The 25125-nt window shown below is 68.1% G+C and carries 25 protein-coding genes and 2 tRNA genes; 14 read left to right on the top strand and 13 right to left on the bottom strand.

The features are described 5' to 3' along the window. Nucleotides 1-16: 16 nt before the first annotated feature. Complete coding sequence (locus GC106_RS20815; protein ID WP_217280753.1) at nt 17-175, bottom strand: hypothetical protein; 159 nt, start codon at nt 173-175, stop codon at nt 17-19. Nucleotides 176-309: 134 nt separating this feature from the next. Next, a tRNA-Gly gene (locus tag GC106_RS20820) sits at nt 310-380 on the bottom strand. Between the two features lie 89 nt (nt 381-469). Between GC106_RS20820 and GC106_RS20825 the strand changes: the two genes are divergently transcribed. Then, nucleotides 470-543, top strand: a tRNA-Pro gene (locus GC106_RS20825). A gap of 50 nt (nt 544-593) precedes the next feature. On the opposite strand, the gene GC106_RS20830 is transcribed toward GC106_RS20825, so the two are convergent. Continuing rightward, on the bottom strand, nt 594-1049 hold the full coding sequence (locus GC106_RS20830; RefSeq protein WP_173133209.1) for an ATP-binding protein: 456 nt from the start codon (nt 1047-1049) through the stop codon (nt 594-596). Nucleotides 1050-1170: 121 nt separating this feature from the next. Between GC106_RS20830 and tig the strand changes: the two genes are divergently transcribed. The 4 genes from tig (at nt 1171) to clpX (ending at nt 5510) form a co-directional block, all read left to right on the top strand. Continuing rightward, entirely contained in the window at nt 1171-2559 is a 1389-nt protein-coding gene (gene tig / locus GC106_RS20835) for a trigger factor (protein WP_173133212.1), read from the top strand. Between the two features lie 109 nt (nt 2560-2668). Next, nucleotides 2669-3274, top strand: coding sequence for an ATP-dependent Clp protease proteolytic subunit (locus GC106_RS20840; RefSeq protein WP_312872761.1), 606 nt, complete (start codon nt 2669-2671; stop codon nt 3272-3274). 31 nt (nt 3275-3305) lie between these two features. Further along, complete coding sequence (locus GC106_RS20845; RefSeq protein ID WP_173133218.1) at nt 3306-3935, top strand: ATP-dependent Clp protease proteolytic subunit; 630 nt, start codon at nt 3306-3308, stop codon at nt 3933-3935. 285 nt (nt 3936-4220) lie between these two features. Then, entirely contained in the window at nt 4221-5510 is a 1290-nt protein-coding gene (clpX, locus tag GC106_RS20850) for an ATP-dependent Clp protease ATP-binding subunit ClpX (RefSeq protein ID WP_037269195.1), read from the top strand. Between the two features lie 58 nt (nt 5511-5568). Here clpX and GC106_RS20855 read toward each other — a convergent pair whose 3' ends face one another. Both GC106_RS20855 and fdhD read right to left on the bottom strand, forming a co-directional pair. Next, complete coding sequence (locus GC106_RS20855; protein WP_246366477.1) at nt 5569-6450, bottom strand: alpha/beta hydrolase; 882 nt, start codon at nt 6448-6450, stop codon at nt 5569-5571. Between the two features lie 178 nt (nt 6451-6628). Further along, entirely contained in the window at nt 6629-7462 is an 834-nt protein-coding gene (gene fdhD, locus GC106_RS20860; RefSeq protein WP_173133223.1) for a formate dehydrogenase accessory sulfurtransferase FdhD, read from the bottom strand. A 74-nt stretch (nt 7463-7536) separates the two neighbouring features. Here fdhD and GC106_RS20865 point away from each other — a divergent pair, with 74 nt between their 5' ends. Continuing rightward, the gene (locus GC106_RS20865) at nt 7537-8916 is read left to right on the top strand and encodes an OFA family MFS transporter (protein ID WP_173133225.1); all 1380 of its coding nucleotides are present in this window, start codon (nt 7537-7539) and stop codon (nt 8914-8916) included. Next, nucleotides 8913-9041 carry an MFS transporter small subunit gene (locus GC106_RS48865; protein ID WP_281368576.1) on the top strand — a complete coding sequence of 43 codons (129 nt, stop codon included), beginning with the start codon at nt 8913-8915 and terminating at the stop codon, nt 9039-9041. Before GC106_RS20865 ends, GC106_RS48865 begins: the two co-directional genes overlap by 4 nt. On the opposite strand, the gene GC106_RS20870 is transcribed toward GC106_RS48865, so the two are convergent. Next, nucleotides 9031-9684, bottom strand: coding sequence for a GntR family transcriptional regulator (locus GC106_RS20870; protein WP_173133228.1), 654 nt, complete (start codon nt 9682-9684; stop codon nt 9031-9033). The genes GC106_RS48865 and GC106_RS20870 overlap by 11 nt on opposite strands. A 44-nt stretch (nt 9685-9728) precedes the next feature. On the opposite strand from GC106_RS20870, the gene GC106_RS20875 reads away from it, so the two are divergent. Together GC106_RS20875 and GC106_RS20880 are read left to right on the top strand one after the other, a co-directional pair. Continuing rightward, nucleotides 9729-10148 (top strand): VOC family protein, encoded by a 420-nt coding sequence (locus GC106_RS20875; protein ID WP_173133231.1) that lies wholly within the window; start codon nt 9729-9731, stop codon nt 10146-10148. Continuing rightward, the gene (locus GC106_RS20880; protein ID WP_173133233.1) at nt 10145-10825 is read left to right on the top strand and encodes an SDR family NAD(P)-dependent oxidoreductase; all 681 of its coding nucleotides are present in this window, start codon (nt 10145-10147) and stop codon (nt 10823-10825) included. The genes GC106_RS20875 and GC106_RS20880 overlap by 4 nt, the downstream gene beginning before the upstream one ends. Here GC106_RS20880 and GC106_RS48870 read toward each other — a convergent pair. After that, the gene (locus GC106_RS48870) at nt 10810-11118 is read right to left on the bottom strand and encodes a carboxylesterase family protein (protein ID WP_173133235.1); all 309 of its coding nucleotides are present in this window, start codon (nt 11116-11118) and stop codon (nt 10810-10812) included. The two genes, GC106_RS20880 and GC106_RS48870, sit on opposite strands and share 16 nt — an antisense overlap. Continuing rightward, a complete protein-coding gene (locus GC106_RS20890; protein ID WP_312872762.1) occupies nt 11073-12332 on the bottom strand; it encodes a carboxylesterase/lipase family protein in 1260 nt (419 codons plus the stop codon). The genes GC106_RS48870 and GC106_RS20890 overlap by 46 nt, the downstream gene beginning before the upstream one ends. A gap of 83 nt (nt 12333-12415) precedes the next feature. Here GC106_RS20890 and GC106_RS20895 point away from each other — a divergent pair, with 83 nt between their 5' ends. Continuing rightward, the gene (locus GC106_RS20895; protein WP_173133239.1) at nt 12416-13030 is read left to right on the top strand and encodes a TetR/AcrR family transcriptional regulator; all 615 of its coding nucleotides are present in this window, start codon (nt 12416-12418) and stop codon (nt 13028-13030) included. Here GC106_RS20895 and GC106_RS20900 read toward each other — a convergent pair. The 3 genes from GC106_RS20900 to GC106_RS20910 form a co-directional block, all read right to left on the bottom strand. After that, nucleotides 13027-15486 carry an ABC transporter permease gene (locus tag GC106_RS20900; protein ID WP_173133241.1) on the bottom strand — a complete coding sequence of 820 codons (2460 nt, stop codon included), beginning with the start codon at nt 15484-15486 and terminating at the stop codon, nt 13027-13029. The two genes, GC106_RS20895 and GC106_RS20900, sit on opposite strands and share 4 nt — an antisense overlap. Beyond that, nucleotides 15486-16277, bottom strand: a complete 792-nt coding sequence (locus GC106_RS20905) for an ABC transporter ATP-binding protein (protein ID WP_173133243.1) — start codon at nt 16275-16277, stop codon at nt 15486-15488. The genes GC106_RS20900 and GC106_RS20905 overlap by 1 nt, the downstream gene beginning before the upstream one ends. A gap of 134 nt (nt 16278-16411) precedes the next feature. Next, nucleotides 16412-17299 carry a hypothetical protein gene (locus GC106_RS20910; protein ID WP_173133246.1) on the bottom strand — a complete coding sequence of 296 codons (888 nt, stop codon included), beginning with the start codon at nt 17297-17299 and terminating at the stop codon, nt 16412-16414. Nucleotides 17300-17542: 243 nt separating this feature from the next. Between GC106_RS20910 and GC106_RS20915 the strand changes: the two genes are divergently transcribed. Then, complete coding sequence (locus GC106_RS20915; protein WP_173133249.1) at nt 17543-20176, top strand: valine--tRNA ligase; 2634 nt, start codon at nt 17543-17545, stop codon at nt 20174-20176. Nucleotides 20177-20279: 103 nt separating this feature from the next. Here GC106_RS20915 and GC106_RS20920 read toward each other — a convergent pair whose 3' ends face one another. Next, complete coding sequence (locus GC106_RS20920) at nt 20280-21776, bottom strand: sensor histidine kinase (RefSeq protein WP_173133252.1); 1497 nt, start codon at nt 21774-21776, stop codon at nt 20280-20282. Next, the gene (locus tag GC106_RS20925; RefSeq protein WP_173133255.1) at nt 21773-22471 is read right to left on the bottom strand and encodes a response regulator transcription factor; all 699 of its coding nucleotides are present in this window, start codon (nt 22469-22471) and stop codon (nt 21773-21775) included. The genes GC106_RS20920 and GC106_RS20925 overlap by 4 nt, the downstream gene beginning before the upstream one ends. Before the next feature lie 111 nt (nt 22472-22582). Here GC106_RS20925 and GC106_RS20930 point away from each other — a divergent pair, with 111 nt between their 5' ends. Genes GC106_RS20930 through GC106_RS20940 form a run of 3 tightly spaced genes read left to right on the top strand, consistent with a single transcriptional unit; the run spans nt 22583 to nt 25106 of the window. Next, a complete protein-coding gene (locus GC106_RS20930; protein ID WP_173133257.1) occupies nt 22583-23917 on the top strand; it encodes a ferredoxin reductase family protein in 1335 nt (444 codons plus the stop codon). A 14-nt stretch (nt 23918-23931) separates the two neighbouring features. Next, a complete protein-coding gene (locus GC106_RS20935) occupies nt 23932-24369 on the top strand; it encodes an FMN-binding protein (protein WP_173133260.1) in 438 nt (145 codons plus the stop codon). Continuing rightward, complete coding sequence (locus tag GC106_RS20940) at nt 24369-25106, top strand: FAD:protein FMN transferase (protein WP_217280754.1); 738 nt, start codon at nt 24369-24371, stop codon at nt 25104-25106. The genes GC106_RS20935 and GC106_RS20940 overlap by 1 nt, the downstream gene beginning before the upstream one ends. The last annotated feature ends 19 nt before the right edge of the window (nt 25107-25125 follow it).

A 25125-nucleotide genomic window follows, 5' to 3' on the forward strand; every position in this document is an offset into this window, starting at 1 on the left:
ATGTGTTTCCTGCTGCCTAGCGCGGTGCCGCGAGGACGGCCCGGAGCACGTCCTCCCTCGTGACGCGGGCCAACTCGGCTTTCAACGTCTCCTCGATTCCGCCGTAGATGCCCTGCATCGTAGGCCGGATGCCGTAGCCCACCACGCACCCCTGGTTCGGGGTGGCGCGATGCATCGCGAACAGCGGACCTATGCCGGGCCGACAGGTGCACGGCCCGGGTCAATCTGGCACGAACGGCCTCCGAGGGCTGAGACGACGAAACCCCAGGTCCGCAGTGGATGCACTGTGACCTGGGGTTTCGTTGTGAGAGCGGGTGACGGGAATCGAACCCGCATGACCAGCTTGGAAGGCTGGGGCTCTGCCATTGAGCTACACCCGCGTGCACCCACCAGGGGTGGGTGCGGAATAAGACTAGCGGGTCCCGCTAAGCTACACACGCAGGGCCTGCCGATGATGGGCCGTGACAGCCGGGATGTAGCGCAGCTTGGTAGCGCATCCGCTTTGGGAGCGGAGGGTCGCAGGTTCAAATCCTGTCATCCCGACCCGACTCCGAGACGACCATGGTCATGTTTGGCCTGGTCGTCTCGTTCTGTCACTGACAAGTTGTGGTTTCGGTCACAGTGAAGTCGTCCGTGTCGGAAATTCTCACCGAGTACAGCCTGTCGAAGCCGTCGGACAGCGTCGGCCGGCGCAGGAGCCCGAGGGTCGCGAACAGACCGACGTCCGGCACGGGCTCGGGACGGGCGGCGTTGCGGGCGATGCTGGCCGCCACGTCGATCGGGAACCAGTAGCCGACGACCGACGCGCCGAAATCCCGGGCCACCTGAATCAGCGGGGCCCATTGCGCGGGTGCGGGGTTCGTGTTGTCCACCGCCACGTTCCGGCCTTCGGACAACGCCGCGCTGATCATCCGCAGTTGGCGTTTCTGCGGCTTGCGGGCGTTCGGGAAGTTGTCCTTGCTCACGTGGTCGTGGGTCGCGGCGAGGTGACGGCGGTAGAACGTCGTCTTGCCGGAGGCTTGCAGGCCGATCAGGATCGCCACCTCCATCCGGCCAGTATCCACCCCGGCCGGTTCTACCTGTGCACCTCGCCTAGACTTCCCTGGTAACCCCGCGTCTGGTTACCGGCCCGGGTGTTCCCACATGCCATTTCGCACGAGGAGTCTTACGTTGAAGAGCACCGTCGAGCACCTGAGCCCGACAAGGGTCCGGATCAACGTCGAGGTGCCGTTCGACGAGCTCAAGCCGAACTTCGACCGCGCATACCGCAAGCTGGCCCAGCAGGTGCGCATCCCTGGTTTCCGTCCGGGCAAGGCGCCCGCCCGGGTGCTGGAGAACCGGCTCGGTCGCGGTGTCGTGCTGGACGAGGTCGTCAACGAAGCCATCCCGGCCAAGTACATGGAAGCCGTCAACGCCGGTGAGGTCCGCACCCTCGGCCGCCCCGACATCGAGGTGACCAAGATCGAGGACGGCGACCACCTCGCTTTCACCGTCGAGGTCGACGTCCGCCCGGAGATCACCGTCCCGGCGTTCGGCGAGCTGTCGGTCACCGTCGACGACATTGAGATCGACGACGAGGAGGTCGACCGCCAGCTCGACGAGCTGCGCGCCCGGTTCGGCACCCTGACCGGCGCCAACCGGCCGGCCGAGGACGGCGACTTCGTCTCCATCGACCTGTCGGCCACCGTCGACGGCGAGGAGGTCCCGGACGCCGCGACCACCGGCCTGTCGTACCAGATCGGCTCCGGTGAGCTGATCGAAGGCATCGACGAGGCGATCATCGGCGCCAACGCAGGCGAGACCAAGACCTTCGTGTCCAAGCTGGTCGCGGGCGAGTACGCGGGCAAGGACGCCGAGATCACCGTGACCGTCCAGTCGGTCAAGGTCCGGGAGCTGCCCGAGGCCGACGACGAGTTCGCGCAGATGGCCAGCGAGTTCGACACCATCGACGAGCTGCGCGGCAACCTGCGTGAGCGGGTCGCGATGGCCAAGAAGATGCAGCAGGGCGTGCAGGCGCGCGACAAGGTCCTCGAGGCGCTGCTGGAGACCACCGAGGTCCCGCTGCCCGAGAGCGTGGTCGACGCCGAGGTCGAGATGCGTGCGCACGACGCCGTGCACGCGTTCGACCACGACGACGCCAAGTTCAACGAGTTCCTCGAGTCGCAGGGCCAGACCCGCGAGCAGTTCGACGCCGACGTGCGCACCGAGGCCGAGAAGGCCGTCAAGACGCAGCTGGTGCTCGACTCGGTCGCCGACGCGGAGAACCTGTCCGTGTCCGACCAGGAGCTCACCGAACGCATCATCTACCAGGCCCAGCGCTTCGGCGTCAGCCCGGACGAGTACGTCCAGCGCGCCCAGCAGTCCGGCCAGCTCGGCGCGATCTTCGCCGACGTGCGCCGCGGCAAGGCGCTGGCCTCGATCGTGCGCCAGGCCACGGTGACCGACGCCAGCGGCAACGCGATCGACTTCGACGAGCTGTTCGGGCCGGTCACGCCCGCCGCCGACGACTCGGCGGAGGCCGCCGGGACCGCCGAGGCGGAGCCGGCCGAGGCCAAGTAGTGACGCTCTGAGCGAACGCGGGCGGTGTCGGGACGTCGGCGCCGCCCGCCTTCGTTAATGTCGTTTGCGAGAGATGAGCTCGAGTTCTTTCAGGAGAAGGCAGGCAGACGTGACGCAACACCACATGCCCCACATGCGGTCCGGTACCGCAGGGCTGACCTTGAACGACTCGGTGTACGAGCGGCTGCTCCGCGAGCGGATCGTCTTCCTCGGTTCCGAGGTCGATGACGAGATCGCCAACCGGATCACGGCGCAGCTGCTGTTGCTGGAGGCCGAGGACCCGAAGCGCGACATCGTCTTCTACATCAACTCCCCGGGTGGCTCGGTCACCGCGGGCATGGCGATCTACGACACCATGCAGCTGATCGAGCCGGACGTGCAGACGTGGGCGATGGGCCTGGCCGCCTCCATGGGCCAGTTCCTGCTGTCCTCCGGCACCCCGGGCAAGCGCTACGCGCTGCCGCACGCGCGGATCATGATGCACCAGCCGTCCGCCGGTGTCGGTGGCACCGCCTCTGACATCGCCATCCGCGCCGAGGTGTTCGGCAAGTGGAAGCGGGAGATGGCCCAGATCACGGCCGACCAGACCGGCCAGAGCGTCGAGAAGATCACCGCGGACGCCGACCGGGACCGCTGGTTCACCGCCGAGGAGGCCCGCGAGTACGGCTTCGTCGATCACGTCGCCGCCCGCGGATCGTCCAGCTCGCGCACCTGAACCGGCGACTGAGAACAAACCAGGAGTAACAGTGAGCGACTTGCAGCTCCCGCAGTCCCGGTACGTGCTGCCCTCCTTCGTGGAGCGCACCAGCTACGGGGTCAAGGAGTCCAACCCGTACAACAAGCTCTTCGAAGAGCGGATCATCTTCCTCGGCGTGCAGATCGACGACGCGTCGGCCAACGACGTGATGGCACAGCTGCTGTACCTCGAGTCGGTCGACCCCGACCGCGACATCGAGATGTACATCAACTCGCCGGGCGGTTCATTCACGTCGCTCATGGCGATTTACGACACGATGCAGTACGTGCGCCCGGACGTGCGCACGACCTGCCTCGGCCAGGCCGCGTCGGCCGCGGCCGTGCTGCTCGCGGCCGGCACGCCCGGCAAGCGGATGGCGCTGCCCAACGCGCGGATCCTGATCCACCAGCCGTCGCTCGAAGGCGTCTACGGCCAGGTCTCCGACCTGGAGATCCAGGCCAACGAGATCCAGCGGCTGCGGCGCCAGATGGAGATCACGCTGGCGCACCACACCCGCAAGTCGGCCGACGACATCCGGGCCGACATCGAGCGCGACAAGATCCTTACCGCCGAGGACGCCAAGAACTACGGGATCATTGACGAAGTTCTGCCGTACCGCAAGCTTTCCGCGGTGAGTTAGCCCGGGAATCCTGACCCGTCCCAGCCAATTCCGCGCTTCATCCGACACGCGGGGCCGTAATGGCATACGGTCGGTGACGAGGGTTGTCACCGGTATTCGGCAACGGACGGGTCAGGTTCTCCCGCTTTGCGGCACTTGGCACGTACAGTCGAGGGGTGCGCGGCCGAACCCGCCGCCTGAGGAGACACCCCGACTGGTGTTGAAGTCGAAACACCCGAACGGGCGAAAGCTCGAGACACAGCCAGGCGTACCGCCGGTACGCCGGAGGGGACAAGGTCAGCGGTCATGGCACGTATCGGTGACGGCGGAGACCTGCTCAAGTGCTCCTTCTGCGGAAAGAGCCAGAAGCAGGTGAAGAAGCTCATCGCCGGCCCCGGCGTGTACATCTGCGACGAGTGCATCGACCTGTGCAACGAGATCATCGAAGAGGAACTGGCCGAGGCCGGTGACGTCAAGCTCGACGAGCTGCCCAAGCCCGCCGAGATCCACGACTTCCTCGACCAGTACGTGATCGGCCAGGACGACGCGAAACGCAGCCTCGCCGTAGCGGTGTACAACCACTACAAGCGCATCCAGTCAGGCGACCGGGCCCGGGAAGGACGGGAGTCCCGCGAGGAGACCGTCGAGCTGGCGAAGTCGAACATCCTGATGCTCGGGCCGACCGGCTGCGGGAAGACCTACCTGGCCCAGACACTGGCCAAGTTGCTCAACGTCCCGTTCGCGATCGCGGACGCCACGGCGTTGACCGAGGCGGGCTATGTCGGTGAGGACGTCGAGAACATCCTGTTGAAGCTGATCCAGGCGGCGGACTACGACGTCAAGCGCGCCGAGACCGGCATCATCTACATCGACGAGGTCGACAAGATCGCCCGCAAGTCCGAGAACCCCTCGATCACCAGGGACGTCTCCGGCGAGGGCGTGCAGCAGGCGCTGCTGAAGATCCTCGAGGGCACCACCGCCAGCGTGCCGCCGCAGGGCGGCCGCAAGCACCCGCACCAGGAGTTCATCCAGATCGACACGACGAACGTGCTGTTCATCGTGGCCGGCGCGTTCGCCGGGCTGGAGAAGATCATCCAGGACCGGGTCGGCAAGCGCGGCCTGGGCTTCGGCGCGGAGATCCGCACCGCGGCCGAGATCGACAAGAGCGACGTGTTCTCCGACACCATGCCGGAGGACCTGATCAAGTTCGGCCTGATCCCCGAGTTCATCGGCCGTCTGCCGATCGTCGCGAGCGTGACGAACCTCGACAAGCGCTCCCTGGTCACCATCCTCACCACGCCCCGCAACGCGCTGGTGAAGCAGTACCAGAAGCTCTTCGAGATGGACGGCGTCGAGCTGGAGTTCACCGACACCGCCCTGGAGGCCGTCGCCGACCAGGCGATCCTGCGCGGCACCGGTGCCCGTGGCCTGCGCGCGATCATGGAAGAGGTCCTGCAGCCGGTGATGTACGACATCCCGAGCCGTACGGACGTCGCCAAGGTCGTGATCACCGAGCAGACGGTCCGGGAGAACGTGAACCCGACGATCGTGGCCCGGCAGCCCACCCGCCGCGAGCGGCGCGAGAAATCGGCCTGAGCGGCCGGTTTCCGACAGATCGGCACAGGGACGCCTCCGCCCGCACGGGCGGGGGCGTTCAGTGGTTCTGGGGGACGTGTTTGCCCAGGAACGTCAGCACATCGGGGACGATGCGGCGGTAGAACGGGTCGCCGTGCCCGCCCGGCCCGGTGTACGCCACCTGCGGTTTGGCCAGTTTGATGAACTTGCGGGTGCCTTCGATGAAGTGGTCCTCGGTGCCGCACCAGATCCCGACCGGGACCGACCCGAGCTTGTCCACGTTGCGCAGCGGGTCGAGCGAGGCCCACTCAACGGTGTCCTTGAACGCCCGGCGGGTGCTCATCTCACGCCAGGACGTGAGCAGCCCGGGGGAGATGGCGGCGATCGCCTGAGCCGGGTTGCCCCGCTCGTTGCGGCGCCTTGCGTACAGCAGCGCGCCGAAACCGCCCATCGAGATGCCCGCGCACGCGAACGGGACGCCGTCCGCGTCGCCGAGGCCACGTGAACGCATCCACTGGGGGACTTCGTCGAGCAGCATGGCCATGGAGTTGTCGCCGCGCTGGTTCTCGTGCCAGTAGTTGTCGCCACCGTCCAACGCGACGAACGCGAACGGCGGGATGGCGCCGGCGGCCGACAGGTCGATCAGTTTGCGAGCCAGCCCGGTCGGTGCGGCGCGACGGGCGTTGCCGCGCAGGCCGTGCAGCAGCAGGCAGACGGGCAGCTGCTCCGGGCGGGCCCGGTTGGGCAGGATCGTGACCATGTCGACGTCACGCTTGCGTCGCTGCGAGTGGACCCGCTCGTACTTGATGACGACCTCATTCGGGCCCACTGGAGGCGTCGAGACGTCCAGGGCGTGGTCGAGCAGGTTGGCCACCGGGAGCGTGCCCGTCGCGGTGCCGAGCACGACGCCGGTGGTGGCCAGCCCGGCCGTGCCCGCGATGAGCAGCGAGCGGCGGCTCATCCGCCGCTTCCCGGGGTCCTCCCCGGACCCCGCTGGCTCGTCCGCCACCCGTCTTCCTTCCCCCGGCCCTGCTCTCATGCTCTACCACTCAGACGTGCCCGAGGGCGGATGAGTTGCGTTCTGTAGCCACAATCGGGGAAAAGGGTCTAGACATTACCACTTGAACCTGGGAAGCCGCTCACGCCGTGTGATCGCCCAGTCGCTCGATCCCGGTGTACACGTTCATCGAGTCGCCCCGCAGGAACCCGATCAGCGTCATCCCGCTCTCCTCGGCCAGTTCGGCCGCCAACGACGACGGCGCCGACACCGAGGCGAGGATCGGCACACCCGCCATGGCCGCCTTCTGCACGAGTTCGAACGAGGCCCGCCCGGAGACCAGCAGCACGGTGCCGGCCAGTGGAATCCGGTCGGTGAGCAGCGCCCAGCCCATGACCTTGTCGACGGCGTTGTGCCTGCCGACGTCCTCGCGGACGACGAGCATCGTCCCGTCCGAACCGAACAGTCCGGCCGCGTGCAGCCCGCCGGTGGACTCGAACACCCGCTGGGCCGCGCGCAGCGCGTCCGGCAGGGCGGTCAGGACCTCCGGGGAGACCGTGACGGGGTCCCCGGCCGGGGAGTGGCGGGTTTTCACCCGTACGGCGTCCAGAGCGGCCTTGCCGCACACCCCGCAGGACGACGTGGTGTAAAAGTTTCTCTCCACGCCCGTGTGGGGCGGTGGTACGCCTGGTGCCAGCGCCAGGTCGAGCACGTTGTAGGTGTTGCGGCCGCTGTCGTCCACGCCGTCGCAGTACCGGGCGGTGGAGACGTCCTCCTTGCCGCCGATGACGCCTTCGGTGAACAGGAACCCGTGGGCGAGCTCGACATCGTGCCCGGGGGTGCGCATGGTGACCGCGAGCGATCTGCCGTCGACGCGCAGTTCCAACGGCTCCTCGGCCACTAGCACGTCCAGCCGGCTGCGTCGACCGTTCGGCGACAACTTGACGACCGGTCGGCGAATGATTACCCGCCCCATCCGGACTCCTTCTTGTGAGGGTGCGTCCAGACCATTAGTTTGCCTACTCAACAACCAGCGTGGGAGGTCGACGAATGGCCCTCGGTTTCCTGGACCGCTCCCGTATCGTCGCGCCGGCGGGCTGGAGCCGCTGGCTGATCCCGCCCGCCGCCCTGTCGGTTCACCTGGCGATCGGGCAGGCGTACGCCTGGAGCGTGTTCAAGCCTCCGCTGGAGAAGTATCTCTCGCTGAGCGGCGCGCAGAGTGCTTTGCCGTTCCAGCTGGGCATCGTCATGCTCGGGCTGTCGGCCGCGCTGTTCGGCACCAGGGTGGAGCGCAACGGGCCGCGGTGGGCGATGTTCGTGTCGCTCTGCTGCTTCTGCGGTGGCTTCCTGGTCGCCGCGCTCGGTGTGCTGACCAAGCAGTACTGGCTGGTCGTGCTGGGCTACGGCGGCCTGGGCGGGATCGGTCTGGGCATTGGCTACATCTCGCCGGTGTCCACCCTCATCAAGTGGTTCCCCGACCGTCCCGGCATGGCCACCGGTATCGCGATCATGGGCTTCGGCGGCGGCGCGCTGATCGCCTCACCGTGGTCGACGGAGATGCTGCAGGCCTTCGGGGTCGCGTACGACAACGTCGGCCGCGTGGTCTCGGTCGCCGACAGCGCGATCGCCACGACGTTCCTGGTGCACGGCCTCGCGTACGCGGTGTTCATGTCCGTCGGCGTCCTGCTTGTCCGTGTTCCCGCGGACGACTGGAAACCGGCGGGCTGGAACCCGGCCAACGACAAGGCGCACGCGCTGATCACCACCGCGAACGTGTCGGCGCGCAACGCCATCAGGACGCCGCAGTTCTGGTGCCTGTGGGTGGTGTTGTGCTTCAACGTGACCGCGGGCATCGGCATCCTGGAGAAGGCGTCGCCGATGATCACGGACTTCTTCCGGGAGACGCCGGTCCCGGTCAGTGCCTCGGCCGCGGCCGGGTTCGTGGCCCTGCTGTCGCTGGCGAACATGCTCGGCCGGATCGTCTGGTCGTCCACATCGGACCTGGTCGGCCGCAAGAACATGTACCGGGGCTACCTCGGCGTCGGTGCGGTGCTGTACCTGGCGATCGCGTTGTTCACCAACGAGTCGAAGGTGCTGTTCATCGTCTGCGCGATGCTGATCCTTTCCTTCTACGGCGCCGGTTTCGCCACGGTTCCGGCGTACCTGAAGGACTTGTTCGGCACGTACCAGGTCGGCGCGATCCACGGCAGGCTGCTCACCGCGTGGTCGGTCGCCGGCGTGCTCGGCCCGCTGATCATCAACGCCATCGCCGACTCGCAGAAGGCGGCGGGCAAGAGCGGGCCCGCGCTCTACACCACGTCGATCTACATCATGATCGGGCTGCTGGTCGTCGGCTTCGTCGCCAACGAGTTCGTCCGGCCGGTCAACGCGAAGTTCCATGAGCCGACCGGGGAGAAGGTGACCCAGTGAGCCGACCGGACCAGAAGGTCAACCGCACGCCGTTGATCGTCTTCGCCTGGCTGTGGGTGGGCATCCCGCTGCTCTACGGCCTGTACCAGTTGATCAGCAAGGTGACCCAGTTGTTCACCGGCTGAGTTGCCCGGCCAACGCCCGCAGCGCCGAGTGCACGTGCTCCTCGGCGAAGCGGGTGACGGCGTCGGCTTGGCCCCGCGTCAGCAGCGTCACCAGCTCCCTGTGCTCGTCGACGACGACCGCTCGGTACTCGTTGTGCCCCAAGCGGATGCGGGTCAGCTGGAACAGGTACACCTGAGACCGCAGGGCCTGCCACGCCTCGATCAGCCGCCGGTTGCCGGTGGCCTGGTAGATCGTGTCGTGGAAGTCGATGTCCAGCGCTAGTAGCTCTTCGCTGGCGACGCCTTCGGTGAGTCCCCTGGCCATCGCGTCGACGAGCCTGGTGAGCGCGGCAAGGTCCACCCTGCCGATCGCGTCCCGGGTGGCCAGTCCTTCCAAGGCCGCTCGGACCGAGTAGACCTCTCGCGCGTCCCGAGTGGTCAGGTCGATCACCTTCGTGCCGCGGTGCCAGGCGCTCTGCACGAGGCCTTCCCGTTCCAGGATCGCCAGCCCTTCGCGGACCGATCCGCGGCTGACGTCCAGCTGCGCGGCGAGCTCGACCTCACGCAGTGCCGCGCCTGGCGGGAAGTCGCCACGGAAGATCGCGTCCCGGATCCGGTCGGCCGCCTCTTCGGCCAGGCCGCGCCTGCCCGCCTTCTGCAACATGTCCGAATGTTGACATTCGGATGTCCGGCGGTCAAGGTGGAGACATGACCCGACCTGGATTCCACCTCGCCATTCCCGTCGATGACCTGGCCGAAGCCCGTGAGTTCTACGGCGGCGTGCTCAAGCTCGAAGAGGGGCGTTCCGCTGACGCGTGGGTCGACTGGAACTTCTACGGCCACCAAGTGGTCACCCACGTCGTGCCGGGAGCGCGTGGTGACTCCGGCCGTAACCCGGTCGACGGCCACGACGTGCCCGTGCCGCACTTCGGGCTGATCCTGCCGATCCCGGAGTTCCACGTGCTGGCCGACCGGCTGCGCGCGGCCGGGACCGAGTTCGTGATCGAGCCGTATCTGCGGTTCGAGGGCGAGCCCGGCGAGCAGTGGACCATGTTCTTCCGTGACCCGGCCGGCAACGCGCTGGAGTTCAAGGCGTTCAAGGACGAGTCGCAGGTGTTCGCCAAGTGACCAGGGGAGTCCTGGTCACCGGCGGCTCACGGGGGATCGGTGCGGCGATCGCCGACGCGTTCCGGGCGCAGGGCGACCGCGTTGTCGCTCTGTCGTCCGCGGATGCCGACCTCGCCGACCCCGCCGCCATCTCGGACGCCGTCACGTCCGCCGCGGAAACGCTGGGCGGCATTGACGTCCTGGTCAACAACGCCGGGCTGGTCGAGCTGGGCTCGGTGCACGAACTGTCCTATGAGGAGTGGCAGTCGCTCTGGCAGCGAACCTTCGCGGTCAACGTGTTCGGCGCGGCCAACATGTCGTACTGCGTCGCCAAGCACATGATCGACCGAGGGGTCCGTGGCCGGATCGTCAACGTCGGCTCGCGCGGCGCCTTCCGCGGTGAACCGGACATGCCCGCCTACGGCGCGAGCAAGGCGGCGTTGCACGCACTCGGCCAATCACTCGCGATCTCCCTTGCACCGCAGGGGATCGCCGTGACCGCGGTCGCTCCGGGGTTCGTCGCCACCGACCGTGTCGCGGAGATGGTGACCGAGGACGTCCGGCGGCAGAGCCCGTTCGGCCGGGTCGCCCGCCCGGAGGAGATCGCCGCCGCGGTGATCTACCTGGCGTCCCAGGACGCGGAGTGGGCGTCGGGAACTGTGCTGGACCTGAACGGCGCCTCCTATCTGCGGACCTGAGGAATCGTGGCCCAGAACCCGCAGTGGTGGGCGGCCCCGAGGTCGACCCGCGCCGGATCTCCGGGCGCGCTGGTGAGCGAGACGGTCACCGGATAACGAGGCCATACGTCCTGCTCGGCCGGTTGCCCGGTGCGGGCGAACGTCGTCCAGTAGCCGATCACGCGGTCGGACAGGCTGCCGTACGGCTTCTCGAACTCCGGGAACAAGTACGGCAGGTCCGACGCATGCGGCGCACCCGGCGGGAACGTCAGCTTGGGCACCGAGGACTGGGCTCGGCGAACTCGTACGACCACGCACCCATGTCCTTGTTGCGTCGTGCGGTAGGGCAGGCGAACACGACGTCCGTGGTCACCGCTGACCATGCCTGACTCGGCGAGGCATATCGGCTCACCGGGTACCGCTGCTCGACTCTGGGCGCATGCGTCTCGCCGAACGCCTTGTGTAACAACGCCTTGTACTGGTCGCCGGAGATGGGCCGGTCGGCAAGGTCGTAGAAAAGCATTGCCAGATACGTCATCTCGTCCTTGGTGATGCCCGACAGCGTCGGCACCTTGTGGATGCGCCCCGCTGTGATCGCCGCGTCCGGATTCCGCGGAAGTACCGCATTGCCGTACGTCGGTGAGATGAACTCGTGGTGCTTGGCCAACAAGTCCTTCGTGGTCAGTCTCCGCAGGCACGCGATGTCCGGGCAGCCGAGGTCGGTGGCCACTTTCGCGCCGTCGCCCGCCCGCTCCCCGGCGTGCGTCCACTGGGGGAACGCTTCCAGCCCCGGGAACATGGCACCGGCGGGCACGGTTCCCGTACACGGCGCGCTCATCAGGATGACCCGCTGGAACAGGCCCGCGGCGGCCGGCGAGGCGAGATGCCCGCAGATGCTCTTGCCGCCCGCCGACTCCCCGGCCAGCGTGACCGCGCGTGGATCACCGCCGAACCGTCCGATGTTGCGCTGGACCCATCGCAACGCCGCTTGCTGGTCTTCCAGGGCGAAGCCACCGGAGCCCGCGAGTCCTGGGTAGGCGAGCAACCCGAAGATCCCCAGCCGGTAGTTCGGCGTCACCACGATGACGTCACCGCTCACGGCCATGCGCCGCGCGTCGTAGTCGCTTCCCGCCTCCTCGGTGAATCCGCCGCCGTGCAACCACACGAAGACCGGTTTGCGGGCCGCGCCACCACGCGGCACCGTCACGTCGAGAAACAGGCAGTCTTCGTTCTCGCTTCCCGGGTTTCCCTGGTGTGATCGGGTTTGCGCGCACCGGGCCCCGGGTGTGGTGACGTCACGGACGCCGGTCCACGCAGCGGGTGGCCGCGGTGACCGCCAGCGCAGGTCACCGACTGGTGGCTCCGCATACGGAATGCCTTGGAACATCCGGTAATCCCCTGTCGCAATGCCTCTCAACCACCCACTTTCGATCCGCACCTGGCCTTGGTGTGCTTCCGATGCCGCTGGGACGGCCATCATGGCCGTCAGCGCGGCCGCTGAGACGGCGAGCTTCTTCCCCCATCGCATGAGATACCCCCTGCTGTTCTGCAGCAAATCAAGTCAACCGTATCGGAATGGGCTGCCCAGGGCAATACGGCTATATTGGGAAGGTGTCCAGCCAGCGGACCCGCGGTGTCGGAGCCGCCCACGACGAGCGGCAGCACCAGATCGTCGACGCCGTGCTCGCCCTGATCGGCGAGCAAGGCCTGGACGGGATCAGCCTGCGGGACGTCGCCACCAAGGCAGGCGTCTCACTGGGCCGGGTCCAGCACTACTTCCGCACCAAGGACCAGATGCTGCGGGCCGCCTTCGAGCGAGTGAACGACCTGGGCGCCGCGCTGGTCGGCCAACGCCTTGCCGACGCGGGCGACTCCTCACCCAGAACGGTCATCCGCGCCATCGCCACCGAACTGCTGCCGATCGACGACCTGCACCGGCATGCCCTGCAGGTCGGGATGGCCTTCACAGCCCGTGCCCTGGTGGCCGACGACTTCGCCGCCCGGCTCAAGGCCGGCTACGGCGAACTGCACAACCTCCTTGTCCTGCTGCTCACCACCGCCCGGGACGCCGGCGACACCCGTCCTGACCTGGACATCGACCACGAGGCCCGGCTGCTGCTCAGCCTGATCGACGGCCTCAGTACCCACACCCTGATAGGCCACCACACTCCGGACACCGCACTGGCCGTCGTCGACACCTGTCTGGACCGCGTCTTCACCTCCTAGGTCGTCCCGATGGCGGCGAGGATGTCGGTGCGTGACGCCCGGCGGGCCGGCCACAGGGCCGCGAGGACGCCGACGACGACCATGCCGATCAGGGCGGCGCCGATGATCTCGTAGGGAACGGAGAACTCCCAGAGGGACTGGCCCATCATCGCGTGGTTCATGACCGCGCCGAAGCCGATGCCGACCAGGATGCCGAGTAAGCCGCCGTACGCGCAGATCACCACGCTCTCCACGCGGATCGCCCGGCGGATCAACGGCCGGCTCGCACCCACCGCCCGCAGCACACCGATCTCCCTGGTCCGCTCCATCACCGACAGCGCCAGCGTGTTGACCACACCGAACGCCGCGATGATGATGGCCGCTCCGAACAACGCGTACATCAACGACAGCAGCAGCTGGAAACCTTCGGTCGCCTCCTTGATCACGCCGTCGCGGTCGGTCACCACCACGTCAGGCCGGTCGAGAAAGGCCGCCTCGATCCCGGCGCGCACCGCTGCCGCGTCCGGCCCGGTGGCGTACACGCTGGTCACCGTGGTGGCCTTCAGCTTGGCCGGCATCACCGCCAGGTCCACATAGAACAGAGGTCTGCCTTCCATTCCTTTGTGCAAGCCGACAATCGTCGTGGTCACCGACGTGGTGGGGTCGAGGACGAGAGTGACCTCGTCACCTAATCGGGCACCGATCATGGCCGCCTGGTTCTCCCCGACGACCGCGCCGCGCCGCACATCGCCCGTGCCCGCGACGACTTCGGGCCGGATGACGCCGCCCGGTTCGATGGCCGACATCGTGGTCTGGGAGGTCGACCCGTTGTGCGTGACCTTGACGAACATGTACCGGTCGGCCGACGCGTTCGTCACACCCGGCACGGACCGCGCCTTGTCCAGCACATCAGTGCCGAGCGCCACGTTGTCGACCGGTGACTCGACGACCGTCGCCTCGGCGGGGACCGTGGCCTGAATCGACGAGCTGAGCATTGACGTGATCGAGGAACCCAACGTGGCGAACGCGCACACCAACGCCAAGCCGACCATCAACGCCGATGTCGTCGCCGCAGTGCGCCGGGAATCGCGCACTGAGTTGCGTACGCCGAGCCGTGTCGCGGGACCGCCACGGCGGCTCATCACCCTGCCCACGGGCCGAAGCACGGCATTGGCCAGCACCGGCGCGAGGAACAACACGCCCAGCCACACCGCGATGCCGCCGCCCATTGCCACGATCCGTTCCGTGGTCGACAGGTCGTTGCGCAACGTCGAGACGATCGCGACGACACCGGCCGCCACAGCGACTCCGCCCAGAATCGACCGCGCGACGAGCGACCGCGGAGCGAAGGAACCGTCTGTCCTCAGCGCCGCCACGGGCGCCACGCCGGCAGCCCGGCGTGCGGACGCGTACGCGGCGATCATGGTGACCGGAACCCCTGTCGCGTATCCGACCAGGATGCTGGTGGGAGACACCGACAGTGTGATGTTCGTGTCGTCGGACCCGGTGGTGGCCAGCCCCAGCAGTCCCAGGCCGATTCCCAGCGCCACGCCCAGCGTCGAGGCGATCCAGCCGAGCACACCGGCCTCGACCAGCACCGCGTTGCGAACCTGGCGGCGGGTCGCCCCGATCGCCCGCAGCAGAGCCAGTTGCCGCGTTCGCTGGGTCACGAGCATCGAGAAGGTGTTGGCTATCACGAACATCCCGGCCAGCAACGCCACCGCGGCGAAGCCGAGTAACGACTCCCGGCTCGACTGAGCCGAATCGTCCGCTCTGGCCTGTGCCTGCGCCGCGAGGTCCGCTCCGGTGGCGACTGTGCGCAGGGCCGGGTCGACGAGATCACGGGCGGCCGCGGCGATGGCGTCGATGTCCGCCCCGGGCCGGGCGACCAGTTCGACGCGCGTGAAGCGGTCACCGAGCACGCCGGGATCGCCGAAGGCGACGCTGGGCGGCGTCTCAGCGAAAGGCCGATACGTGAACAGGCCCGCGACAACGGCGTCGACCGACCGTCCGTCGGAGAGCAGGATTTGTGTCCTGTCACCGGTTTCGCGGCCTGCCTCGCGGGCTTGCCGCTCGTGCAGCGCCACTTCACCCGGCGCCGGTGTCCGGCCCGCCACCAAGGCGAACCGGTCCGACGAATCCCAGCCGGTGCCGGCGAGCGTCGGCCGGGCCGACGTCAGCTTGCCGTCCTGGCCGACCAAGCCGGCGTAGCCGAACGCCACCCCCGAAGCGCTTGCCACACCGGGGATGCGCGCCAGCCGGTCGCGCTCCGCGGGCGTGAGTTCCGGCCCGCCGCCGACGGTCCGCACGGTGACCGCGACGTCACCGCGGATGTCCCGGCCACGCAGGGTTTCCGCGGCGGAGTCCGAGATCACCCAGGTGGTCACGACAAAAGCAACTCCGAGGGTGATCGCGATGAGTGTCATCGCGATCCTTCCCTTGTGCGCGCGGAGATCACGCAGCATCGCGCGGAGCATCAGGCATCTACTTTCTCGAGGTCTTTCATCCGGTCGAGGACGCGGTCGGCGGTCGGCTCGGTCAGTTCACCGACCACCCGGCCATCAGCGAAGAACAGAACACGGTCGGCGTAGGCGGCCGCCGTCGGTTCGTGCGTCACCATCACCACGGTCTGACCTAACTCGTCCACGCTGCGCCGCAGGAAACCCAGCACGTCGGCCGACGACTTGGAGTCCAGCGCACCTGTCGGTTCGTCGGCGAACACGACCTCCGGCTTGGTGATCAACGCCCGGGCGCACGCGACCCGCTGCTGCTGGCCACCCGAGAGCTGACTGGGCTTGTGCCCCAGCCGGTGCCGCAGGCCGATGCCGTCGATGATCCTGTCGGCGAACGCCTGGTCCGGCCGCCGCCCGGCCAGGTCGAGCGGCAGCACGATGTTCTCCCACGCGGTCAGCGTCGGCAGCAGGTTGAACGCCTGGAACACGAATCCGACGCGGTCCCGGCGTAACGCGGTCAGCCGCGCGTCGGACAACGAAGACGTCTCGGTGCCACCGACGTACACCTGGCCGCTGGTCGGTTTGTCCAGCCCCGCAAGGCAATGCAGCAGTGTGGACTTGCCGGACCCGGACGGGCCCATGATGGCGGTGAACCGCTCGCGCGGAAAGTCCACAGTGACGTCGTCGAGCGCGATCACCTTGACGTCACTGGAAGAACCGGATCCATATACTTTGGACAGCTGAGTGGCGTGTACCGCCGGTGTGGTCGATGTCTGCACGCTGACCACGGTCCCGCAATCGCCACCGCGGCACATCTGCCCGCAGACAGATTCACGATCTCTGTCTCCAGACGGATGCGCCGCGCGCCGGTCCGCCCTACGGTGGAACGTGCGGCGCAGCTCGGCACCACCCGGATCACGGGATCAAGCCGTCTGATCGAGCGGAACGGTCAGTCGCAGGTGCTGTGTGAAGGCAGATCAGTGCCGGGATCGAAGTAGGCGGTCCGGTCCTTGCCCTGGCCTTTCGCCGCCGCGTCCGCGCGTCGCTCGCTGTAGGCGGGAGCGAGATAACCGGCGCGCAAAGCCTCACACCCCATGGAATAGGTGAAGCCCTGTGAACGCACTGGCCAGATCCCCAGGCTGCTGGCGGCGTACTTGCCGGTCAGCACGGAGTAGTCGACGTCCCATCGATCGACCGCGACGAGGTCCATGACGTCCCGGAGTTTGTCCGGTTCAGCGGGTTGGAACGCGTACGCGAACACGAAGTTCGTGTGCACGACGAGCTCACCGGGCCTGGTTCCCTGCTCGGCCCACATCCGGCCGCGCACCTTCGGCTCGGCGGGCAGCAGCCTGTGCCCGACGGCGAGCCTGGTGGCGTACGCGTGCGCCTCGTTCGGCTCGTTGCCGAACACCGGTCGCATGTTCTTCTGCGAGTCCTTGGCCAGCAGCGTGAGGTAGCGCTCGACGTCGTGCTGTTCGAGGACTCCCCGATCCAGTCTGGAGGTGATCACTGCCTGGCGGACCTTCGCGTAGGCGTCGCCGACCTGCTGCGCGGTGAACGGGCCGATGGCCTGCGCCGGCGGCGCGACGACACCGGCCTCTCCGTCCGGCCAGTCCGCCGCGGGCGTGCCGGTGAAAGGACGTTCGAAGTCCACTTGAATCGGTGGTGCCGCAGCGGTGACGTCGACTGTTCTCGGCTCGGCGGTGCCGCGGACCTCGTTGAACGTGACGATTCCGGCCACCACCGCGACGCCCACGCTGAGCGTGGCGACCTTGGCGCGGTAGCGCTTGAGGAACGATCGTGCTGAGCCGGTGTCGTGTTGTGGGTCCTCGGGCATTTCTCCCTCGCGCGTGGTCGCGGAGTACAGGGTCGCCCGGCAGCCCCGTGGTGTAGTCCACACCGGACCGGGTGAGCCTAGCGTGACCACGGTGCGTAAAACCAGTGGTCACGCGTAGTGCTCTGAGTGCGCTGAGTCACAATCCGTGGTCGTTGGCCGCCGGCTGACGGCTGAAGTCACCCGTTCGTATGAGTAGGCAATGCGAGTGAAGGCGGTCCAGCGTGGTTCGTAAACTCTTTCACCGTGACAGAGACAGCCCTCCCCCGGTCCACTACCGATCTTCCGGCCGCGTTCGAGCCCGAGAAGGTAGAGGGGCGGCTGTATGAACGGTGGGTGACGGCCGGGTACTTCGAGGCGGACCCGTCCTCGGACAAGCCGCCCTTCACCATCGTGCTGCCGCCACCGAACGTGACCGGCAGCCTGCACATGGGCCACGCGCTGGACCACACGCTCATGGACGCCATGTCCCGGCGCCGCCGCATGCAGGGCTACGAAGTGCTGTGGCTGCCCGGCATGGATCACGCGGGCATCGCCACCCAGAACGTGGTGGAGCGTTCGCTCGCCGAGAAGGAAGGCGTGTCCCGGCACGACCTGGGCCGTGACGAGTTCGTCGCGCGGGTCTGGGAGTGGAAGGACGAGTACGGCGGCCGGATCCTCGGCCAGATGCGCAGGCTCGGCGACGGCGTCGACTGGAGCCGTGAGCGCTTCACTATGGACGAGGGCCTGTCCAAGGCTGTGCAGACCGTCTTCAAGACGATGTACGACGACGGCCTGATCTACCGCGCGGAACGGATCATCAACTGGTGCCCGCGGTGCCAGACGGCACTGTCGGACATCGAGGTGGAGCACTCCGAGGACGAGGGCGAGCTCGTCTCGATCCGGTACGGCGACGGGGACGAGTCGATCGTCGTGGCGACCACGCGTGCCGAGACGATGCTCGGCGACACCGCCGTGGCCGTGCACCCGGACGACGAGCGCTACAAGCACCTGGTCGGCAAGGAGATCCACCTGCCGCTGACCGACCGCCGGATCCCGGTGGTCGCCGACGAGCACGTGGACCCCGAGTTCGGCACCGGTGCGGTGAAGGTGACGCCCGCGCACGACCCGAACGACTTCGAGATCGGCCAGCGGCACGACCTGCCGGCGATCACGATGATGAACGAGCGTGCCGTGGTCACGGTGAAGGGACCGTTCGAGGGGCTCGACCGGTTCGAGGCCAGGCCCGCCGTGGTGGCCGCGCTGCGTGAGCAGGGCCGGATCGTGGCGGAGAAGCGCCCGTACCTGCACTCCGTCGGGCACTGCTCGCGGTGCGACACCGTCATCGAGCCGCGCCTGTCGATGCAGTGGTGGGTCAAGGTCGAGCCGCTGGCCCGCGCGGCTGGTGACGCCGTGCGTGACGGCCGGACCACGGTCCACCCGCCGGAGCTGGCCAAGCGCTACTTCGACTGGGTCGACAACATGCACGACTGGACCATCTCCCGTCAGCTGTGGTGGGGGCACCGGATCCCGGTCTGGTACGGCCCGGACGGCGAGGTCGTGTGCGTCGGCCCGGACGAGCAGCCGCCCAGCGGTGCGGGCTGGACGCAGGACCCGGACGTGCTCGACACGTGGTTCTCGTCGGGCCTGTGGCCGATCTCCACGCTCGGCTGGCCGGACGACACCGCGGACCTGCGGAAGTTCTATCCGACCAGCGTGCTGTGCACCGGCTACGACATCCTGTTCTTCTGGGTCGCCCGGATGATGATGTTCGGCCTGTACGCGATGGACGGCAGGCAGCCGTTCGACCAGTTGTACCTGCACGGGCTGATCCGCGACCAGTTCGGCAAGAAGATGTCCAAGTCGCGCGGGAACGTGATCGACCCGCTGGAGTGGCTCGACCGCTACGGCGCCGACGCGCTGCGCTTCACCCTGGCCCGCGGCGCCAACCCCGGCAGCGACATGGCGCTGGCCGAGGAGTGGGCGTCCGGCTCGCGCAACTTCGTCACCAAGCTGTGGAACGCCAGCCGCTTCGCCCTGATGAACGGCGCCACCACCGCCATCCCGGTGCCGTCCCGCGACGAGCTGACCGACGCCGACCGCTGGATCCTGGACCGGCTGGACAGCCTGGTGGCCGAGGTGGACGGCCTGTTCGAGGACTTCCAGTTCGCCAAGCTCTGCGACGCGCTCTACCACTTCACGTGGGACGAGTTCTGCGACTGGTACCTGGAGCTGGCCAAGGTCCAGATCGCCGAGGGCCGGCAGGAGCCGACCCAGGCGGTGCTCGGCCATGTGCTCGACGCGCTGCTGCGCCTGCTGCATCCCGTCATCCCGTTCGTCACCGAGGAGCTGTGGACCGCGCTGACCGGCGGCGAGTCGATCGTCGTCGCCGAGTGGCCGTCGGCGACCGGCGCGTCCGCGGACACCGCGGCGGCCCAGCGGATCGAGGGCGTGCAGAAGCTGATCACCGAGATCCGCAGGTTCCGCAACGACCAGGGCCTCAAGCCCGGGCAGAAGGTCAGTGCCCGGCTGACCGGCGTCGAGTCCGCCGGCCTCGCGGCGCACGAGGCCGCGGTGGCCACCCTGGCCCGGCTCACCGAGCCAGGCGACGGGTTCTCGGCCAGCGCGTCCCTCGACGTCGCCCTGCCCGGCGGGGCCTCGGTCGGGGTCGAGCTGGACCTGTCCGGTGCGGTGGACGTCGATGCGGAGCGCAAGCGCCTGACCAAGGACCTCGCGGTCGCGCAGAAGGACCTCGCGCAGTGTGAGGCCAAACTGACCAACCCGAAGTTCACCGAGAAGGCCCCGGCCGACGTGGTCGACAAGATCAAGGTCCGGCGCGACACCGCCCTGGCCGACATCGACCGGATCAACGCGCGCCTCAGCGCCCTGCCTCCGGCCTGACCACTGGCGACGCCGGTCCGGCCCGTCCTCGCGCGGCGGACCAGACCGGTGTTGTCACACCCCTTGGGTAACGTGGTTGTCCGGGGGCGCTCAAGGCGGAATGTCAGACCCCTGTGGTAGGGGACGAGGGCCGGGGTTCCACGGCAGCGTCGGGACTCCACGGCGACTTGTGCTCGTCGGAATCGTCCACCGGCGGCCGGTTCTCCTTCGCGGTCGCCAGCGGCGTGAGCGTGATGATGAACGTCGTCCGGCCGGGTTCGCTGGACAGGTTCACCGTTCCGCCGTGGGCGCTGACGATCGAGTGCACGATCGAAAGCCCCAGGCCCGTGCCACCGATGTGCCTGCTGCGGGAGTCGTCGATCCGGTAGAACCGGTCGAAGATCCGGGCTTGGTGCTCCGGCGGGATCCCCGGCCCGGTGTCGGTCACGATCACCACGGCGTCCGCGCTCACCGTCAGCTCGACCTCGGTGCCGGACGGGGTGTGCCGGGCGATGTTCGTCAACAGGTTGTCCAGCACCTGCCGCAGGCGCATGGCGTCGCCCACGATCAGCACCCGGCTGGGCGCGTCGAAGTTCAGCGGGTAGTCCGGATGGGCCGCGACGAAGGCCTGCGCCGCGGCCGATGCGATCTCGACCAGGTCGGTCTGTTCCCGGCGCAGCGGGGTTTCCGAGTCCAGGCGGGCGAGCAGCAGCAGGTCGTCGACCAGCACGCTCATCCGTTCGGTCTCTTCGCGGATCTTCGCCAGGTGCGCTTCGCGTTCGGCAGGCTCGTTGGCCGCCGCGTACCGGAACAGGTCGGCGTATCCCCGGATGGACGTCAGGGGAGTACGCAGTTCGTGCGACGCGTCGGCGATGAACCGGCGCAGTCGTTGCTCCGCGGCCGTGCGTGCGGCCAGCGAGTGGTCGATGTGGTCGAGCATCACGTTCAACGACGTTCGCAGCTCCTCCACCTCCGGGCCGCCGCCCTTGCCCTGGGCGCGCACCGGGAGATGACCGGAGTCCGTGAGATCGTGGGACGTGATGTCGTGCGCTGTCGACGCCATGTCGCTCAGTGGCCGCAAGCCTCGGCGCAGGACGAGCCTGCCCGCGACGACGAGAACCACCAACGCGGCGCCGAAGGCGCCCACCGACAGGAGGACCAGCCACCGCACCGTGCGGCTCAGGTCGTTGATCGGAGCCGCGCTCACCAGGACCGCTCCGTCATACAGCTTGCAGGCGCGGGCACGGTAACTGCCCTGGCCGTGGATGAAGATCGTCCGGTAGTCGTCGGTCTCGTGGCCTTTGGCGATGTCGTCGCCCAGTTCGACGAACTGGTCCAGGTCCTGGGCCGGCGGCAGGCCGCCGCCGGCGACTTCCTCAGCGCCGCCCGTCGACGGGTTGTACCTGATCTGGTACCAGGTGTACGGCGGTTTCCACTTGGTCCGCACGGCAGGGACCTGTTCCTGCTGGGTCTTGGCGATCTGGTCGTCCAGCTGGCGGGCCAGGAAGTCACTCGTGCTCGTCACCAGCACCGTGCCGACGATCCCGAAGACCACCAATGACAACACGCCCAGCGCCAAGGCCAGCCGAGTACCGAGCGGGGTTCGCTGCCAGCGGTTCATCCCGTCGCCCGCCGCACGACGTACCCCACGCCGCGGACGGTATGTATCAACGGTTCATGCCCGTCGTCGATCTTCCGGCGCAGATGTGACACGACCAGTTCGACCACATTGGACCTGCCGCCGAAGTCGTACTCCCAGACGTGGTCGAGGATCTGCGCCTTGGTCAGCACCGCGGGGGAGCGGCGCATCAGGTACCGCAACAGCTCGAACTCCGTCGGCGTCAACGAGACCGGCACGCCCGCGCGTTTCACCTCACGGGTGTCCTCGTCCATCGTCAGGTCGCCGACCTCGAGCACGGACCGCTTCCACGCGGGCCCGTTGCTGCGCCGTAACACCGCGCGCAGCCTGGCCATCAGCTCCTCCACCGAGAAGGGCTTGACCAGGTAGTCGTCGCCGCCGCGGGTGAGCCCGGCGATCCGGTCCGCGGTCGCGTCCTTGGCCGTGAGGAACACCACGGGCACCATCGCGCCGCTCGCGCGCAGGCCGTCGAGCACGGTGAACCCGTCCACGTCGGGCAGCATCAGGTCCAGCACCACGATGTCCGGGCTGAAGCCGGCCGCCTGGCGCAGCGCCTCCTCGCCTGTCCCGGCGGTGACCGCGTTCCAGCCCTCGTAGCGGGCGACGGTCGCGACCAGGTCGGCGATGTGCGGCTCGTCGTCGACGACGAGCAGACGCACCGGGCTCTTCTTGTTCACATCCTCATGGTGCGGCACCGGCGCACGGGGAGCGAGACGGCCGGGCCCCCGATAGCAAGTCGACAGGTAGATAACAGGACGGACACAGGAACGGACCCCAAGCTCGGTTCCATGACGACCCTGTCACTGACCCGGCCGCGCGTGCTGGCCCGTACCGGGCTTTGTGCCGTGCTCGGCGCCAATGGAGCGCTGGTCACGGTGCTGTTCGCCGAAGCAGGCCCGTCGGCCCACCCGTTGATCTCCGTCGGGCGGCTGTTCGGCCTGTACGGCGCCTTGCTGATGGCCTTCCAGCTCGTGCTCGTGGCCCGGCTGCCCTGGCTGGACCGCCGGCTCGGCATGGACCGGCTGACCAGCCTGCACCGCTGGACCGGCTTCGGCGTGCTCTGGCTTCTGCTCGGGCACATGGTGTTCATCGCCTTCGGGTACGCCGGTCTGTCCGGCGTCGGCCCGGTCGGCGAACTGGTCACGCTGGCCGAGACCACCGAGGGAGTCCTGCAGGCGATCGTCGCTTTCGCACTGATCCTCATGGTGGGTGTCGTCTCCGCGCGGGTCGCCCGGCGCAGGCTGGCCTACGAGACCTGGCACTTCATCCACCTGTACACCTACATCGCCGTTGTCCTCGCGTTCTCGCACCAGATCGCGGTCGGCTCGTCGTTCGTCGAGTCGCCGTTCGCCCGTGCCTACTGGTGGGCGCTGTGGGGAGGCGCGCTCGGTGCCGTGCTGCTCGGTCGCGTGGTTCTGCCGCTGTGGCGCAACTTCCGGCACCGGCTGCGGGTGTCCGCGGTCGTGCCCGAGTCCGATCAGGTCGTGTCGGTGTACGTCACCGGCCGCAACCTCGACCGGTTGCCCGCCAAGGCAGGGCAGTTCTTCATCTGGCGGTTCCTGGCCAAGGGCCGGTGGTGGGCGGCCAACCCGTTCTCGCTGTCCGCGGCGCCCGACGGGAAATCCTTGCGGCTCACCGCGAAAGCCCTGGGTGACGGCAGCGCGTCGTTGCGCCACATCAAGCCAGGCACGCGTGTGTTCGCCGAAGGCCCGTACGGCGCGTTCACCACCATGCACCAGACCAAGCAGAACGCCCTGCTCGTCGCCGGAGGCGTGGGCGTCACGCCGATTCGCGCCTTGCTGGAGGAGATTCGTGGCCACGTGGTGGTGCTTTACCGTGTGAACAAACAAGATGACGCCGTCCTCCTGCGTGAGCTGTCCGATTTGGCACGGTCGCGCGGTGCGGTGCTGCACCTGTTGACCGGTCCGGTGACCGCGCTCGACGCCCACGGCAACGTGCTGCTCAGCCCGCAGAACCTGAGCGGGCTCGTCCCCGATGTCTCGGATCGCGACGTGTTCGTCTGCGGCCCGCCTCCGATGACCGCCGCGGTCCTGCGCTCCCTGCGTGAGCTGGGCGTGCCCCGTGAGCAAGTCCACGCCGAACGTTTCAGCCTGGCCAGTTGAGAGGACCGAGAACCATGCGCAGAGCGATTCCCGCCATCGTGGCGACCGCGGTCGGATTCGTGCTCGTCTGGCAGTACGAACCGACCATGTCCACGGAGCAGGTGGCGCTCCCTTCCCCGAACACCGTGCCCGCGTTGCCACCAGGTTCCGCGACGCAGCAACCCATGCCGGGCACCGATTCGCCCGGCCAGGCCCGGACCGTCGACGGATCGGCCGAACGCAACCGGCACGGCGTCGTGCAGGTGCAGGTCACCTTCACCGGCCAGAAGATCACCGACGTGACGTTCCTGCAGTTGCCGAACTCCGGGCCGTCCAGAATGGCCGGACCGCGGCTGGTGCAGGAGACGTTGCAGGCGCAGAGCGCGGACGTCGAGACCGTGTCCGGCGCCACCCAGACAAGTGAGTCGTACATCAAGTCGCTGCAGTCCGCGATCGACGCCAAGGGGGCGTGATGGCGATCACCGCTGTTCGTCAGCTGATGGGCCTGCCTATTTCCGTCGACCTGCGCGACGGCACGCAACGTGAGGCAGACATGGTCTTCGACTGGCTGCACGAGGTGGACCTGCGGTTCAGCCCGTTCCGGCTGGACAGCGAGGTCACCAGGCTGGACGAGGGCAGGATCGGTGCCGAGGAGATCAGCGCCGATCTCCTGCACGTCCTCGCGCTGTGCGAGACCTACGAGCTGCGGTCCGGCGGCGCGTTCAAGGCAAAGCTGCCGGGGCGACAGCTTGACCCGAACGCCGTCGTGAAGGGCTGGGCGGTGCAGCGCGCCGCCGACCTGCTGCGGGCGGCCGGGCTGCGCCGGTTCTGCATCAACGCCGGTGGTGACGTGGTCACGGCCGGTGAACCGACCGACGGCGAGCCGTGGCGCGTCGGTATCCGGCACCCGGACGACAGCCAGCGGGTCTGTGCCGTCGTCGGCATCCGTGACGGCGCCGTCGCCACCTCCGCGGCCTATGAGCGAGGCAACCACATCATCGACGGGCGCACCGGCCTCCCGGCGTTCGGCCTGCTCAGCATGACCGTGTACGCGCCGGACCTGACCACGGCCGACGCGACCGCGACGGCGGCTTTCGCGATGGGCATCGACGGCCCGGAATGGGCCGCTCAGCAGCCGGGTTGCCTCGTGCACGCGGTCGACTCGAACCACCGCGTCTTCCGGTCCCCGGAGCTGCCGGTTCTGTCGTAATCACGGGAACTAGACTCAG

This window comes from Kibdelosporangium persicum, assembly GCF_013280595.1.
Lineage (GTDB): Bacteria > Actinomycetota > Actinomycetes > Mycobacteriales > Pseudonocardiaceae > Kibdelosporangium > Kibdelosporangium persicum.